Annotated in this window: 14 protein-coding genes; 8 read left to right on the plus strand and 6 right to left on the minus strand. The window is 59.2% G+C overall.

Annotated elements, in window-relative coordinates; all coding sequences use genetic code 11:
* Both RIFP1SYM_RS12580 and RIFP1SYM_RS16580 read right to left on the minus strand, forming a co-directional pair.
* Positions 1 to 912, minus strand: a 912-nt coding sequence (locus tag RIFP1SYM_RS12580; protein WP_139042141.1) for a ribonuclease catalytic domain-containing protein, incomplete at its 3' end; no start/stop codon positions are given.
* On the minus strand, positions 905 to 1,168 hold the full coding sequence (locus RIFP1SYM_RS16580; RefSeq protein WP_005965288.1) for a hypothetical protein: 264 nt from the start codon (positions 1,166 to 1,168) through the stop codon (positions 905 to 907). The genes RIFP1SYM_RS16580 and RIFP1SYM_RS12580, both read right to left, overlap by 8 nt.
* Before the next feature lie 141 nt (positions 1,169 to 1,309).
* On the opposite strand from RIFP1SYM_RS16580, the gene ygfZ reads away from it, so the two are divergent.
* From ygfZ to RIFP1SYM_RS12600, 4 genes are read left to right on the plus strand one after another with little or no spacing between them, the layout of a single operon-like run.
* The gene (ygfZ, locus tag RIFP1SYM_RS12585) at positions 1,310 to 2,326 is read left to right on the plus strand and encodes a CAF17-like 4Fe-4S cluster assembly/insertion protein YgfZ (protein WP_006474706.1); all 1,017 of its coding nucleotides are present in this window, start codon (positions 1,310 to 1,312) and stop codon (positions 2,324 to 2,326) included.
* A 1-nt stretch (position 2,327) separates the two neighbouring features.
* Complete coding sequence (locus RIFP1SYM_RS12590) at positions 2,328 to 3,167, plus strand: HDOD domain-containing protein (RefSeq protein ID WP_005965292.1); 840 nt, start codon at positions 2,328 to 2,330, stop codon at positions 3,165 to 3,167.
* A gap of 21 nt (positions 3,168 to 3,188) precedes the next feature.
* Positions 3,189 to 4,067 carry an ABC transporter ATP-binding protein gene (locus RIFP1SYM_RS12595; RefSeq protein WP_005965294.1) on the plus strand — a complete coding sequence of 293 codons (879 nt, stop codon included), beginning with the start codon at positions 3,189 to 3,191 and terminating at the stop codon, positions 4,065 to 4,067.
* 1 nt (position 4,068) lies between these two features.
* Positions 4,069 to 5,067 carry an ABC transporter permease gene (locus RIFP1SYM_RS12600; RefSeq protein WP_005965296.1) on the plus strand — a complete coding sequence of 333 codons (999 nt, stop codon included), beginning with the start codon at positions 4,069 to 4,071 and terminating at the stop codon, positions 5,065 to 5,067.
* 133 nt (positions 5,068 to 5,200) lie between these two features.
* Here the strand turns inward: RIFP1SYM_RS12600 and fusA are convergent, their stop codons facing one another.
* Entirely contained in the window at positions 5,201 to 7,279 is a 2,079-nt protein-coding gene (gene fusA / locus RIFP1SYM_RS12605; RefSeq protein ID WP_005965298.1) for an elongation factor G, read from the minus strand.
* A 370-nt stretch (positions 7,280 to 7,649) separates the two neighbouring features.
* Here fusA and RIFP1SYM_RS12610 point away from each other — a divergent pair, with 370 nt between their 5' ends.
* The 3 genes from RIFP1SYM_RS12610 (at position 7,650) to hypE (ending at position 10,400) form a co-directional block, all read left to right on the plus strand.
* Positions 7,650 to 8,780 (plus strand): aminotransferase class V-fold PLP-dependent enzyme, encoded by a 1,131-nt coding sequence (locus RIFP1SYM_RS12610; RefSeq protein ID WP_005965300.1) that lies wholly within the window; start codon positions 7,650 to 7,652, stop codon positions 8,778 to 8,780.
* Between the two features lie 202 nt (positions 8,781 to 8,982).
* A complete protein-coding gene (locus RIFP1SYM_RS12615; protein ID WP_005965302.1) occupies positions 8,983 to 9,288 on the plus strand; it encodes a hypothetical protein in 306 nt (101 codons plus the stop codon).
* A 104-nt stretch (positions 9,289 to 9,392) separates the two neighbouring features.
* Positions 9,393 to 10,400, plus strand: coding sequence for a hydrogenase expression/formation protein HypE (gene hypE / locus RIFP1SYM_RS12620; RefSeq protein ID WP_005965304.1), 1,008 nt, complete (start codon positions 9,393 to 9,395; stop codon positions 10,398 to 10,400).
* Positions 10,401 to 10,427: 27 nt separating this feature from the next.
* Here hypE and sppA read toward each other — a convergent pair whose 3' ends face one another.
* From sppA to rluC, 3 genes are all read right to left on the minus strand, one after another.
* Positions 10,428 to 11,417, minus strand: coding sequence for a signal peptide peptidase SppA (sppA, locus tag RIFP1SYM_RS12625; protein WP_005965306.1), 990 nt, complete (start codon positions 11,415 to 11,417; stop codon positions 10,428 to 10,430).
* 170 nt (positions 11,418 to 11,587) lie between these two features.
* A complete protein-coding gene (locus RIFP1SYM_RS12630) occupies positions 11,588 to 12,085 on the minus strand; it encodes an HAD-IA family hydrolase (RefSeq protein WP_338063181.1) in 498 nt (165 codons plus the stop codon).
* A gap of 43 nt (positions 12,086 to 12,128) precedes the next feature.
* Entirely contained in the window at positions 12,129 to 13,082 is a 954-nt protein-coding gene (gene rluC / locus RIFP1SYM_RS12635; RefSeq protein WP_005965313.1) for a 23S rRNA pseudouridine(955/2504/2580) synthase RluC, read from the minus strand.
* Between the two features lie 633 nt (positions 13,083 to 13,715).
* On the opposite strand from rluC, the gene rne reads away from it, so the two are divergent.
* A partial coding sequence (gene rne / locus RIFP1SYM_RS12640; RefSeq protein ID WP_039960456.1) for a ribonuclease E occupies positions 13,716 to 16,036 on the plus strand: 2,321 nt, incomplete at its 3' end.

Genomic DNA, 16,036 nt, shown 5'->3' on the forward strand with positions numbered 1-16,036 from the left:
TTCGGTTGCCCGTATCTTCACCTCCGGCAGCTGGATGAAGGCTGCTCCGGCTGCCTTCCGCCGCGCCCGGTAACAGGTCGCCTTCTGCTGCAGCGCCGCCAGCAGCGGCTCCTCCAGACGCTTATCGGCCTCATCATAGGAGAGACGCTCCACCTTCAGGCGGGTGAGTTGCATCTGCACGTCCATCACCTCGCCAGCTTCAGAGAGCAGAAAGCCAATCGACAGCGCCGGCGACTCCTGCTGCAGCCCCAACCCCAGCAGATGGGTGATGCCCGGCGGTAGCATCGGCACGATCTGCTCTGGTGAATAGAGGTTAGAACCACGAGAGCGCGCCTCGATATCGATCTCACTCTCCGGCGTCACCAGCGCCGCGGCATCGGCCACATGTACCCAGATGCGCTCATCATCGAGGCTCACCGCGTCGTCCGGATCCTGGTTGCCCGCGTCGTCAATGGCATAGGCGGTCAGATGGGTCAGGTCGAGGCGCTGATCTTCAGGCAGCGCCGGCACCGGCTGCTGCGGCGTCTCCATCTGGACACCCATCCGTCTCGGATAGGGGTTTTCATTCTGCGACCAATAACCAGTCTTCACCAGCAGTCGATGGGCATTCAGCGGTGACTCCTGAAAACCCAGCGCCTTGAGGATGCGGCTGTTTTCACGACGCCTCAACGCCAGCGCCTCCACCTCACCCATCGCTTTGTTATCCTCCGGCAGCAGCTGCCCCTGTTCCACCCGTTCGACAAACGCCTCCCAGGCCTGCGCCTCAGCCGCCTTCGCCTGCCGCTGCTCACGCTCCGCATGCACCAGATCCGCCGGACGGGCACGAATCGCGCCGGGCGTGCCCTCAAAATAGAGGCCATCGGTAACCAACTCCCAAGCGGCCCAGGCAGTGGCGGGGGTATAGTCATCCAAACACCAGCTCGGAGAACTCGCCGATCTCGACCTCGCTGCCATCCAGCAGCTCCCAGTTCTCCTCGATCTCACCCTGTTGCGGGGTAAGGTCCTTGAGACTGGTCAGCGGGCCAGGGTGCAGCAGTACAACGTCTTTGTCCCTGACCCGCTTGCGCTTGCCGCCCTCCAGCTCGATCTCGATCTTGTCGCTGATCTCAACTACCTTTGCAGGACGGATTTTGTAGAGGACAAGGCTGCCGACAGAGGGTTTACTCATTCAATTCTTCCAGGCCAGAGAGACAAATAACCGCAACGACAGGGAGCCTGCCGTCGTCAGGATGATGGGGTATGATACCGGCTGCGGACAATCAAACCCACAAACCTACGGAGTCAGATGAACAGTCAATGGATAAGATTTATGCGTGAGCGCAGTGCCGCAGCAGACGAGGCAAACAGCGAGCCGCTCACCAAAGCCCCTCAGATTGAGGAGTGCGCACTGAACGATCTCTCACATTTCGCCCTGATCCAGGTGGAGGGTGAAGACGCAGAGCAGTTTTTGCAGGGTCAGCTGACCAACGATATCCGGGAAGTCACCGAACAGCACAGCCAGCTGGCCGGCTGGTGCACCGCCAAGGGGCGCATGATGGCCTGTTTCCGCGTCTTCCGCCGCGGCGATACGTTTCTGCTGCAGACCCCGACGGGTAATCTCGACGCGCTGGTCAAGCGCTTGCGTATGTACGTATTGCGCGCCAAGGTGAAGATCAACGACCTCACCGAGGATCTGGTACGGATTGGACTCAGCGGTGGCTGTGCGCTCGATCTGCTGGGGGAGCACTTCTCCTCCATCCCCTGGGAAGAGAACGATGTGGTAATGGAGGATGAGGTCACCCTGATCCGCCTACCCGGCAGCCGTCCTCGCTTCGAACTGGTTGGTCCAACGGCGACGATGCGGGAACTCTGGCAGAAGTTTGAATCCCAGGCCGCCATCGCGGACGAATCTTTTTGGGCGCTACAGAAGATCCGGGCTGGCCAGCCCACCATCTTCCCCCAGACCAGCGAGGCATTCGTGCCGCAGATGCTCAATATGCAGCTGGTAGACGGCATCAGTTTCACCAAAGGGTGCTACGTGGGCCAAGAGGTGGTCTCACGCATGCATTATCTTGGCAAGCTGAAACGCCGCATGTATCTTGCCCATCTGGAGAGCGATCAGCCGCCACAGCCTGGCGATGAACTGTTCGCCGAGCAGAGCAGTTCCGGCCAGGGCGCCGGCAAGGTGGTGGATGCCCGCCCCACCAACGACGGCTACGAACTGCTGGCGGTAATCGAGATCGCCAGTGCGGAGAGCGGTCGGGTGCTATTGGGCAAGACGGGACCGGCACTGCAGCTGCGCGAGCTGCCCTACCCGTTCACTGAGGAAGTCGTAACCAAGGAATGAGATGATAGACGAACACGCCTTTCTGACGTCGCTGTTCAAGGCGATTGACAATCACAAACTGACTCTACCGACCCTGCCCGAAGTGGCGTTGCGGGTACGCGACTCGGTCGAGCGCGAGGAGAGCACGGCCAAGTCAATCGCCGATATCGTCGCCACCGATGCGGCCCTCTCCGCACGTCTGCTGCAAGTCGCCAACAGCCCGCTTTACCGTGGCCGGGTAGCGATCGACAATCTGCAGATGGCAGTGGCGCGACTCGGCACGCGCATGGTGCGCAGTCTGGTGGTCAGCCTGATCATGCAGCAGATCTTTCAGCCCACCAGCGAGCAGCTCGACCAGCGCTTTCGCCAGGCCTGGGAGGAGAGTGTTCAGGTGGCGGCCCTGTCCCGGGTGCTCACCTCCAACCTCAAGCACCTGGACCGGGAACAGGCGATGCTCGCCGGCCTGATCCACAATATCGGTACCCTGCCGATCCTCACCATGGCTGAGCACGACGCGAAGCTGATCGACGACCGGGAAGAGCTAGAGCGGCTGATCGAACTGATCAGCGCACCCATTGGGCAGCGTATCCTGCAGTCCTGGGGCTTCCCCGAGTCACTGATCAAGGTGCCGGGCAGCTATCAGGATCTCAGCTATGATGGCGGCGAGCTGGCCAACTATGTCGATGTGGTCCAGGTAGCCCGCCTGCAGACTCTGCAGGGCAGCGACCACCCACTCGCGCAGCTCGACTGGAGCAAGATCCCCTCCTTCGCCAAAGTTGGCATCGACCCCGAGGTCAGCGTAATCGAGATCGAGGGCGTGGCAAAGGATGTGGCCGAGGTCGAGGTGATCTTTCTCGGATGAGCCTGCGCGGATCCGATCAGCATGATTGAGGTAGAAAACCTTAGCAAGCACTATGCCGGCGTGCGTGCTGTGGATGGCATCAGTTTCTCTATCCCCCAAGGCATCTGTTTTGGGCTGCTTGGCCCAAATGGGGCAGGCAAAACCACCACCGTGGAGATGCTTGAGGGGATTAAGAAACCCAGCTCCGGCAGCATCCGCTATCGCGGCGAACCCTTGGGTGAACGGTTCCGCAGCGAAGCCGGCATCATGTTCCAGCACACCGCGCTGCAGGAGTATATCCGGGTCGACGAAGTACTACGGCTATTCAGTCGCTTCTATGAAAAAACCCGGCCGCTGCACGAATTGATCGAGATCTGCGCCCTGCAGGAATTTCTCGATCGCGACACCCACAAGCTCTCCGGCGGACAGAAACAGCGTCTGTTACTTGCCATCGCCCTGATCAACAATCCCCAGGTGGTGTTCCTCGACGAACCAACCACCGGCCTCGATCCGCAATCCCGGCGCAATCTGTGGCAGCAGGTGGAACGCATCAAGGCGGAGAACAAGACCCTGGTGCTGACCACCCACTACATGGAAGAGGCCTATGAACTGTGTGATGAGATTGTGATCATGGATCACGGCAAAATCATCAGTCAGGGCTCGCCGCGGGCACTGCTCGATCACCACTACGACAATACCATCCTGACCCTGCCCCTCGACGCGCTGCCCGACGATTTTCCCCTGCAGAACGGTGAGACACGTCACCCGGTTGGGGATCGTCTGGAGATCCTCTCACAGGATCCTGACCGCACCATCCGGCGTCTGGTCGAATCAAGTATCTCACTCAGACAACTACAGGTCCGCTCCCCCACCCTGGAGGATCTGTTTCTCGAACTGACCGGCCACCACCTCAGGTCCTGACATGTCGCCACGCCGCTTGTTTGCCATCTTTGTCGCCCGCAACAATGAGTTTCTGCGCGATCGCACCGCCATGGCCTGGAACATCCTGCTGCCGGTCTTCATCGTGATCGGCTTTGCCTTTGCCTTCACCAGCGGCGACCAACACCTCTTCAAGGTCGGGGTGTTTGGTGATGACAGCGGGGAGCCGGCGCTTGAGCGTTTTCTGCAGACCCGCCACATCCAGTTCATTGCGCTGCAATCCCTGGAGCCCGCGATCAGCAAGGTCGATCGCCATCAACTCGACATGCTGCTCGATCTGCAGGACGCGCAATACTGGATCAACAGCAACTCCGCCAACGGCTATGTGCTCGAACGGCTGTTGGGCGACAGCCCGCTGCAGCGCCAGGCGGTGAGCGGTGAGGAGATCCGCTACGTCGACTGGGTGGTGCCCGGGGTGCTGGGCATGAATGTGATGTTCAGCTCATTGTTCGGGGTCGGCTTCGTGATCGTGCGCTACCGCAAGAACGGGGTGCTGAAGCGGCTCCACGCCACTCCCCTAACCGCCTTCGAGTTCCTCACTGCCCAAGTCGCCTCGCGCCTGCTGATGATCCTGCTGGTCACCTCGCTGGTCTACACCGGCACCAATCTGCTGGTGGGCTTCAGAATGCACGGTGCCTACTGGCTGCTGTTTCTGATCCTCACCGCCGGCACCCTGAGCATGATCAGCGTCGGACTGCTGGTGGCCGCCCGCTTCAGCAGTGAGGAGGCGGCAAACGGCATCCTCAACCTGATCAGCTGGCCGATGATGTTGCTCTCCGGGGTCTGGTTTTCGCTCGAGGGTTCCAACCCGCTGGTGCAGCAGTTCGCGCTGCTGCTGCCGCTAACCCACATGCTGGATGCAGCCCGCGCAGTGATGATCGACGGCGCCGGCCTTCAGGATGTGTTGACAGAACTTGTCACTCTGTTCGGATTCAGTGCGCTGTTTCTCGCCATCGGGGCGCGCAGCTTTCGTTGGGAGTAACACCCGACAGATGCCCCTCCAACCTCCTCCCACACAAAATATGCGGGCGCAAAAAAACCGGGGACAGTAGCCTGTCCCCGGTTTTTTATTGCGATCCCACCGGGGCTGAACCCCGGATCAGATCACCATCTGCCTACTTGTTGCGCTCCTGCACTTCCTTGATAACCGCCTCTGCCACGTTGGCAGGGCACGGCGCGTAGTGGGAGAACTCCATGGAGAACTGGCCACGACCAGAGGTCATGGTACGCAGGTCACCAATGTAGCCGAACATCTCACTCAGCGGTGCATCGGCCTTGACGCGCACGCCGGTGGCACCGGCTTCTTGGGACTTGATCATGCCACGGCGACGGTTCAGATCGCCGATCACATCACCTACGTGGTCATCGGGGGTGAACACATCGACCTTCATGATCGGCTCCAGCAGCTGCGGCCCCGCCTTCGGGATCGACTGACGATAGGCCGCCTTGGCGGCAATCTCGTAGGCAACCGCCGATGAGTCCACGGCGTGGAAGCCACCGTCCATCAAGGTGATCTTGACATCGAGCAGTGGAAAACCAGCCAGGGTGCCCGACTCCATGCTCAGCGCAAAGCCCTTCTCTACCGCCGGCCAGAATTCACGAGGTACATTACCACCGGTCACCTTGGATTCGAACTCGAAGCCGCTGTTCTGCTCGCCCGGCTCGATGATGTAGTCGATCTTGGCGAACTGACCCGAACCACCAGTCTGCTTTTTGTGGGTGTAGCTATCTTCGATGCGCTTGGTGATGGTCTCGCGGTAGGCCACCTGGGGCTTGCCGACGTTGACCTCGACACCATGGGTACGCTTGAGGATGTCGACCTTGATGTCGAGATGCAGCTCGCCCATGCCCTTGATGATGGTCTCGCCGGACTCTTCGTCGGTCTCGACACGGAACGAGGGATCCTCCTGGATCATCTTGGAGATCGCGATACCCATCTTCTCGGCAGCGCCCTTGTCCTTGGGTGCGATGGCGATGGAGATCACGGGATCGGGGAATACCATCGGCTCCAGGGTAGCGGGCTTCTTCGGGTCACACAGAGTGTGGCCAGTCTGGGTATTTTTCAGACCGATCAGGGCGACGATGTCACCGGCCCGGGCGGAGTCGAGCTCTTCACGGGAGTCGGCATGCATCTCTACGATACGGCCGATGCGCTCGGTCTTGCCGGTGAAGGTGTTGAGCACAGTGTCGCCTTTGTTCAGCACACCGGAGTAGATACGGGTGAAGGTCAAGGCACCGAAGCGGTCGTCCATGATCTTGAAGGCCAGGGCGCGCAGCGGCCTACTTTCATCAACAATGGCGAACTCTCCGGTCTCGTTACCTTCCAGGTCCACCTCGGGCTGGGGCTTGACCTCGGTCGGGTTGGGCAGGTAATCAACGACGGCATTCAGCACCAACTGCACGCCCTTGTTCTTGAACGCGGAACCACAGTAGGTGGGGAAGAAGTCGAGTGCGATGGTGCCCTTGCGAATGCAGGCATGGATGGTATCGAGGTCAGGCTCTTCGCCCTCCAGATATTTCTCCATTGCATCGTCGTCCTGCTCGACGGCCTTTTCGATCAACTTCTCACGCCACTCTTCGACAGCGTCGGTCATATCGGCAGGCACGTCCTGGATCTCGTACTTCTCGGGATCCCCGGAGTCATCCCAGACCCAAGCCTTGCGGGTCAGCAGATCGACCACGCCGATAAAGTTCTCTTCGACACCAATCGGCAGCACCATCACCAGCGGGTTGGCGGCCAGCACATTCTCGACCTGATCCACTACCCGGTAGAAGTCGGCGCCAAGGCGATCCAGCTTGTTGACGAAGATGATACGCGCCACTTCGGACTCATTGGCGTAGCGCCAGTTGGTCTCGGACTGGGGCTCAACACCACCGGAACCGCAGAACACGCCCACACCGCCATCGAGCACCTTCAGGGAACGGTAGACTTCGATGGTGAAGTCCACATGTCCGGGGGTGTCGATGATGTTCATGCGGTGGCCGTTCCACTCACAGGAGGTAGCAGCCGACTGGATGGTGATACCGCGCTCGCGCTCCTGGTCCATGAAGTCGGTGGTGGCTTCGCCCTCATGCACCTCGCCGGTCTTATGGATCTTGCCGGTGAGCTTGAGAATTCGCTCGGTGGTGGTGGTCTTGCCCGCATCCACGTGGGCAAAGATGCCGATGTTCCGGTATTTAGTAAGGTCTGTCATTTCTGCTCTCTAGTTAAACCCAAATAAAGTTGCTGGAGACCACCCTCGAGCGTTACTCAGCGGGATCCAACGCTTCCTTCCGTAACGACCAGGAAACAGCCTATGGCAGGCAACTGCGGCCAGCATCCGGCATCACCGCCGAAAACCCCATAAGTAGCTGTTTCTTAACAACTTTTGTAGGAAGTCATTTTATCAAGCCGCACACTATACCATACCCACTTGTTTTCTCGTATCTTTATTGGGAAATTGCTGTAAGGCGACTAAAACGCAGGGAAAACGCCCCTCCTGTTGCTAAAAAGCGACAGTTTGGATCGATTTCGAGAGGCCATCTCTCTCCCTACACATACCCCTGCCACAAGAGACAATCCCCATGCAACCATTCTCTCTCGCCCCCGACATCATCTACCTAAACCACGCCGCTGTTGCCCCCTGGCCACAGAGCACTGTCGATGCAGTGGTGCGCTTTGCCCAGGAGAATGGCACCCTTGGCGCCACCAACTACCCCGCATGGCAGCAGGAGGAACTGGCTCTCAAGTCACTGCTAGCACGCCTGATCAACGCGGCGGATGACTCAGAGATTGCGCTGCTGAAAAACACCTCCGAGGCGCTCTCGATCATCGCCTACGGACTCCCCTGGAAACCAGGGGAGAACATCGTCAGCATCGCCCAGGAGTTCCCATCCAACCGCATCGTTTGGGAGTCGCTCGCCTCCCAGGGGGTCGAACTACGGCTGGTCGATCTGCAGCACTCGAGCGGGGAGCCAGAAGAAGCCATCGCCGAGGCAATCGACCAAAACACACGGCTGCTATCGGTCAGCTCGGTTCAGTATGCCTCCGGTCTGCGCCTCGACCTGGGTCGACTCGGTAAGACCTGCCGCAAAGCGGGGATACTATTTTGCGTCGATGCGATCCAGAGCCTGGGGGCTATTCCCTTCGATGTGCAGGCGTGCCAAGCCGACTTTGTGGTGGCGGATGGCCACAAGTGGATGCTCGGTCCGGAAGGCGTGGCGCTCTTCTATGTACGGCCTGAGGTGCGCGATCATCTCCGCCTACAGCAGTTTGGCTGGCACATGGTGGAGGCGATGATGGATTTCGATCGACACGACTGGAGACCCGCTCCGGACGCCCGGCGCTTCGAGTGCGGCAGCCCCAACATGCTCGGCATCCACACCCTGGCGGCGAGCCTGCGGCTGCTGCTGAAGACCGGCATCGAGCAGGTGGCGATCCGCATCAGGCATAATATGGATTTCGCCCTGCAGCAGGTGTCTGAATACGGATTTGAGAGCCTGACACCTGCTGCAGCGAACCGCCGCGCCGGGATTCTCTCTTTCCGCATCCCCGGCCATGACAATCAGCAGATCCAGCAGGCTTTGATGCAACAACAGGTGATCTGCGCCTATCGTGGCGGCGGGATTCGCTTCTCTCCACATTTTTACAATACAGCCAATGAGATAGGAGACGCTTTTAACGTCATCAGGCAGATCACCAAAGCTATCCGCTAAAGCACGCCACAGTGGCTCCATTAATATCCACTTATTTAATGATTTGCATCAAAAAAAAAGGAACCCGGTTTATCTATATTTGTTGCTGTAGTCCGCTTCTTCCCATTGGAAAAGCAAAGAAGCCTCAAGTAGTAATTGACCTTATTTTTCCAGGGAACCGCAGACCGTTTGTACCCTCGATCGTGACAATGGAGTAAGCAAGATGAAACGAACCCTGCAACTTGTAGCCGCAGCAGCACTGGCTGGTTCCGCAATGATGGCATCCACCTCCGCCTCTGCCTTCTGGGGACCTTTCGACTGGTTTGATGATGGTTATGGGCCTTGGGGCGGAGGGCCTTGGGGCGGCTATCCTTACTATGGTGGTTATCCCTACTACGGCGGCTATCCCTACTACGGTGGTTATCCTTATGGCGGCGGCTATCCGGGCTGGGGTGGTTACACGCCCTACTATGGCTATCCCTATGCGGCTCCCGCGGCGCCGGCACAGCCAGCAGCAAAGGCTGAATGAGCCGACTACATCCGACTCCACAACAGAGCCCCGCCCAGTGCGGGGCTTTTGTTTCCCAACCCGCCACTGCTAAGCTGCCGTTTTGCAGCCAACACTAGTACAAGATGCAGGATAGACAGATCTCACTGGCCCACGGAAACGGCGGGCGTTTCATGCGCGAACTCATCGAAGAGATCTTTGCGCGCCACTTGGCCAATCCTGAACTCGACGTGCATGCTGATGCGGTGGCCTTGCCGTTGGAGCGGGACGGCGATCTGCTCTTCACCACCGATGGCTTTACCGTGCAGCCACTGGAGTTTCCGGGCGGCAATATCGGCTCACTGGCGGTACACGGCACCTGCAACGATCTGGCGGTGGCCGGCGCCCTGCCCCGCTATCTCAGCCTCAACGCCTTTATCGAGGAGGGCTTCGAGATCGAACAGCTGGAGCGGATTGTCAGGAGCATCGCCGCGGCGGCCAACGCCATCGATGTGCGAATTGCCGCCGGTGATACCAAAGTGGTGCGCCGTGGCGAGGGTGGCGGCATCTACCTCGCCACCACCGGTGTCGGGCTACGCCCGGCCGGAGTGCGGCCCGCACTGGACAGAATCCAGGCCGGAGATCGGGTGCTGGTCAGCGGTCCGGTGGGGGATCATGGCATCGCGGTGATGCTGGCGCGGGAGCAGTTCGGCCTGCACGGTGATCTCAGATCAGATGCCGGCAGTGTGCTGCGGCTAACCCAATCGCTGCTCGATCTGCCGGGGCTGCACTTTATGCGCGACCCGACCCGCGGCGGTCTGGCCACCGTCGCCCATGAGATCTGCCGCGCTACCGGCCTGCAGGTGCGGTTGAATGACAGCGCCATCCCGGTCAGGGATCAGGTACGCTCGGTGTGCGAGATCCTCGGCTACGATCCCCACTACCTGGCCTGCGAGGGCCGGGTGGTAGCGATTGTTTCACCTGATCAAGCTGAGACTGCGTTGGAACGCTGGCGGGGTTTTGATGAGGGGTGCGATGCAGCACTCATCGGCACCCTCCTGGCCGAGGATGCCCATGTCATCCTGCAGACGGAACTGGGGGGTGCGCGCATCCTCGAGGAGCTGGAAGACGACCCCCTGCCACGCATCTGCTGATGACCCAGCAGATACGTGGCAGTCGGATCACCTCAGACTCCAGCCTTCGGTCAGCCCTCCCATGCGGGCAATCGCCTGAGCCGCTCCAGTTCCGAGCTTTTCAGCAAAACGATCCCAGATATCCTCTTCCGGGGTGAAATCGACGATATCCTCGGCACCGATCACCTCCCGTGCGACGTAACTGCTGCTGCCGAAGGCGTCCACCAGCCCAATCTTCAGCCCCTCCTCGCCACTCCAGAAGAGCCCGGAAAAGAGCTCAGGATATTCATCCACTTTGAGGCGCTCACCTCGACCCTGCTTTACCGTCTCGATGAATTGGGCATGCAGTTGATCCAACATGCGCTGGATATGTTCCCGCTCATAGTCGTTCACCGGTGAGAAGGGATCGAGGATCCCCTTATGTTCGCCGGCGGTCATCAGACGGCGTTCGATGCCCAGCTCCTGCATGACATCGACAAAGCCGAAGCCGTTCATCAGCACACCAATCGAGCCGACAATGCTACCCTCATCGGCATAGATCTCATCCGCCGCCGCCGCGATGTAGTAACCACCTGAGGCACACATATCGACGATCACCGCATAGAGCGGGATATCGGGATATTTTTCCCGCAGCCGGGTGATCTCCTGATTGATGTAGCGCGACTGCACCGGACTACCGCCGGGTGTATTGAGGCGCAGGATCACCCCCTTGGTGTTTTTATCTTCAAAGGCATTGCGCAGGCCAGTCACCACCTTGTCGGCGCTCGCCTTGGTGTCGGGGGCGATGATGCCGTTGACCTCCACCAGCGCGGTGTGTTTTTCGCTGCCCGCCATCTTCACGTCGATATCATCCGACCACCAGATCGTCAGCAACAGGAATAGATAGAGGAAGGTAAGGGACTTGAAAAAGATACCCCAGCGACGGGCGCGACGGCCCTCGTTGAGGGAGGTCATCACCACCTTGTTGAGCAACTCCCGCTCCCACCTGGAGGGGTCGCCCTGCTTAGGCTGTGGGTTTTCGTGACTCTGATCCGACATAAACTACTCCTCTTATCCTTTTGATAATCTTCAATTACGTCTATCAGGCAATATCCGCAGAAAAGCTTTCGAGCCACTGTGGGATCTCGCTAACCCGGTCAACACAACCCAACGGATTGTGCTGTCGCAGACGCTCCACACTGTGCACCCCATAGCTCACAGCAAGGGATTTAGTGCCCGCATTGTTGGCCATCTGCAGGATCATATTCGGTGTCGCCAATCATCAGCGACTCTTTGGGCAGAACCCCGAGTTCATCGAGAATCTGCTCCAACATCTCAGGGTGAGGTTTGGAGAACGCCTCATCGGCACACCGGGTGGAATGGAAATAGCTGCCCAATCCGCTGCTCTCCAGCACCATATCAAGACCTTGCCGACCCTTGCCGGTGGCCACCGCCAGCAGATAATCCTCAGCAGCCAAACGCTCGACCACCTCCCGTGCCCCTTCAAACAGCTCTGATGGGGTAGAATTTTCGCCCAGGAAGTGAACCCGGTAGCGGGTGACAATATCGTGATGCAGTTGATCATCTGCACCAGGGAAGAGCATATCAATCGCCTCCCGCAGACCCAGCCCAATGATATTGCGGATCGCCTCATCGCCAGGAGAGGTCAGCCCAAGGTCATCCACCGCAGCCCGCACACAGTTCACAATACGGGCCTCTGAGTCCATCAAAGTCCCATCCCAATCAAATATTAACAGCTTAAACTTCATCTTATTTATCAAGTTCATTTAAAACAGCTTCAAGCACATCTGGTAGCGGTGCCTTGAACTCCTGGTCACGCTTTTCGCCCGGCCAGCGGAATTTTATCGAATGGGCATGCAGAAACAGCCGCTTCAGTCCCAGTTGGCGCAACTGACGGTTAGCGATCTCATCCCCGTAACGCGTGTCGCCCAGGATCGGTGACCCCAACCAGGCACTGTGAACGCGAATCTGGTGGGTACGCCCGGTCACCAATTCTGCCTCAACCAGGGTGGCCTGCTTAAACCGCCGAACCCGTGTAAAACGGGTCAGCGAGGGCTTGCCAGCCGCATCGACCCTTACTACACGCTCACCGCCCTTGAGGGTGTTCTTCAGCAAGGGGGCATCAACCTCTTGTCTACCCTTGCGCCAACTTCCGGCCAACAGAGCCAGATAGCGTTTGTCGACAAGATTTTTCTGCATCAGTTCATGCAGGGATCGTAAGGCACTGCGACGTTTGCTCAGCAGCAGACAGCCCGAGGTATCTCGGTCGAGGCGATGCACCAGCTCAAGCGAGCGCTCCTCGGGGCGCAGCGCCCGCAACGCCTCAATTACCCCAAAGCTGAGACCGCTCCCGCCATGCACAGCCATGCCGGCCGGTTTATTGATCACCATGATGCGTTCATCCTCAAACAGGATCGACCGCTCCAAACGCTCCCGCTGTTCTCGCGAGAACCTGGGAGGGGCGGGTGAAGCTGCCAGCCGTACCGGTGGAATACGCACCTGGTCACCCAATTTTAGGCGGTAGTCGGCCTTCACCCGACCACGATTGACCCGCACCTCCCCCTTGCGGAGGATGCGATAGATATAGCTGCGTGGTGCACCTTTAAGCTCTCTCAGCAGAAAATTATCGATTCGCTGCCCCTCGCTGCCCTGTTCCACCGAGACCATCCGTACCGTCGGGGTTTTCTTTTGTCTATCTGGCATTTAGCTTCTGCTTTTGTTCCACGGTGATTGATGCCCTCGCCGAAGATTGTTATATTTCCAGGTGATTTTTTTGACGCTGGTGAATGCGAGGCACTCTCCGGCGTCAGCACGGCAAGAAATTTCATCCCCCCAGCCTCCGCAATTTTGGGGTGAGGGAACGATGTCAAAGCCACGCCGGAAGGCCTTAACGAGCCGGTACCTCAGCCTCTGCTTGCACTGTTCAGAGACCCGTACCGCCCTCAGCCGTTTCCGTCGTGGGATCGACCGAAAAGAATTGAGGTGCCGTCTGACTCGGCCACCCTCCCCTGCAACTTCAGTGCTGCGCCACGTCGGGAAAGCGCCGGAAATCCGCATGATTGCGGCCGTAGCGCCCCGGGACGCAAACGCGCCCATTCCGTGGCGAGCCTTTTCCGAGCAGGGGACTGGCCCCCAGACGGCGAACTTTAACAGTTTTTCAACTGTCCGAGCTAGCATGAAATCAGCTAGCTGATCCGGAGCCTGTGCCGTGAAATTTGGCCTGCTCTTGATCCAGACAATGCGCAACCGGCCCCGAGATTTATTGGATGAGGCCGCCGCATGGCCGAGGCTCTGCTGCTTTCCAGCTCGGACAGTTGATAATGGACACAACACAACATGAAAAGAATGCTGATCAACGCAACTCAGCCAGAAGAGTTGCGCGTTGCGACTGTCGATGGACAGAAGCTCTTCAATCTCGACATCGAGATTCCCGGCCGGGAACAGAAAAAAGCCAACATCTACAAAGGGAAGATCACCCGAGTCGAACCCAGCCTAGAGGCTGCGTTTGTCGAATATGGTGCTGAGCGCCACGGCTTCCTGCCGCTGAAGGAGATCTCCCGCAGCTACTTCACTGAAGCAGCCCGCCAATCCAGCGGACGCGTCAACATCCAGGAGGCGATAAAAGAGGGCCAGGAGGTCGTCGTCCAGGTGGAGAAGGAGGAGCGCGGGAATAAAGGCGCCGCACTGACCACCTTCATCTCACTGGCCGGCCGTTATCTGGTATTGATGCCTAACAACCCCCGCGCCGGCGGCGTCTCCCGCCGCATCGAAGGCCAGGACCGGGCCGAGCTCCGCGAGGCGATGAGCACGCTCGAGATCCCTGACGGCATGGGTCTGATCGTACGCACTGCCGGCATCGGCAAGAACGCCGAGGAGTTGCAATGGGATCTGGACTACCTGATCCAGCTCTGGCAGGCGATTGAAAAGTCGGCCACGGCCAAACCCGGCCCTTTCCTGATCTACCAGGAGAGCAACATCATCATCCGCTCGATCCGCGACTACCTGCGCGCGGATATCGGCGAGATTGTCATCGACGACGCAGAGGTCCACGCCCAGGCCCAGCGCTTCATCAGCCAGGTAATGCCGCAGTACAGCAGTAAGCTGCGTCTCTACGAGGACGAGGTACCGCTGTTCAGCCGCTATCAGATCGAGAGCCAGATTGAATCCGCCTTCGAGCGGCAGGTGCACCTGCCCTCCGGCGGCGCCATCGTGATCGACCCCACCGAGGCGCTGACCTCGGTCGACATCAACTCGGCCCGCGCCACCAGGGGTGCCGATATCGAAGAGACCGCACTCAACACCAATCTTGAGGCGGCGGATGAGATCGCCCGTCAGCTGCGCCTGCGGGATCTTGGCGGCCTGTTTGTCATCGACTTCATCGACATGACCCCCGCACGCAACCAGCGTGAGGTGGAAAACCGCCTCAAGGAGGCCCTCAAGCAGGACCGTGCGCGGGTTCAGATCGGGCGCATCTCCCGCTTCGGCCTATTAGAGATGTCACGCCAGCGGCTGAGCCCCTCGCTTGGTGAAGCCAGCGCTCAGGTCTGCCCACGCTGCAGCGGGCACGGCACCATCCGCAGCGTGGAGTCGCTGGCCCTGTCGATCCTGCGCATCATCGAAGAAGAGACGATGAAGGAGAATACCGGCAAGATCATCGCCCAGTTGCCGGTAGATGTGGCCACCTTCCTACTGAACGAAAAACGTCAGCCGATCCACGACATAGAAAAACGTCAAGGGATCACTGTGGTGCTGATCCCCAATCCCAACCTGGAAACCCCCCACTTCAATATCGAACGAGTCCGACAGGCTGATCTTGCAGAGGAGCAAGAGACCGAAGCGAGCTATCGCCTGGTCGAAACCCACGAGAAGGAGATACCCAGCTTCGCCCGCTCTGAACAGAAAAAGAGCGAACGGCCTGCGGTAAAGGCGATCGCTCCCAGAGCGCCCGCTCCCACCCCACAGCGCCAAGAGACACCCCCACCGACGACCGAAGAGAGTAGTTTCCTGAAAAAAATCTTCACCAGCATCTTCTCCCCCAAGAACGGGTCAGCCGAGCCCGTCGAGAACAGCAAACCGGAGAAGACTGAAGAGGAGAAGCGTGAGCCCCGCAGCAGAGGCCAACGCAATGGGCGTTCCCGCGGAGGACGCAAACGCTCAACCAGCGGCGAGCAGCGTCAAGGTGGACGTGACAGCAATAGAAAACCAGCTGGAAGCAGTGAGGCCGGCCAGCGACCCCAGGCTGAGCCAAAGAGCCAAGAGTCCCGCACAGCGGAACAGAAGCAGCGACCGAACGAGCCAGCCAAGGCAGATGAAGAGAAGAGCGCTCCCAAGCCCAAGGGCGCACGCCGCGGCAGACGCGGTGGTCGTCGGCGCCGTTCCTCAGGCGAACGGCAACAGCCGCAGAGCCAGAGTGATACCAAACAGGGGCAGCAATCAGAAGGCCCCCCCCCAAAAACAAACGCTCCAGACAGCACTGCCACAACTGATAGCAGCGCAGCAGCGATTAGCAAAGAGACGACAGCCTCCAGCGGCGACAAAGGACAGGGCCGTCAACGCAGTCAGCGCCGTCCGGCTCCCAAGAAAAAAGTCAGCGATTCGACGGAGCAGACAACTGCACCGACTCCCAGTCAGGAGAAGGCTCCAGGGCCTGCCCAGAA

Origin of the sequence: endosymbiont of Riftia pachyptila (vent Ph05) (assembly GCF_000224455.1) — a bacterium.
In the GTDB taxonomy this organism is placed as follows: Bacteria; Pseudomonadota; Gammaproteobacteria; order Chromatiales; family Chromatiaceae; genus Endoriftia; species Endoriftia persephonae.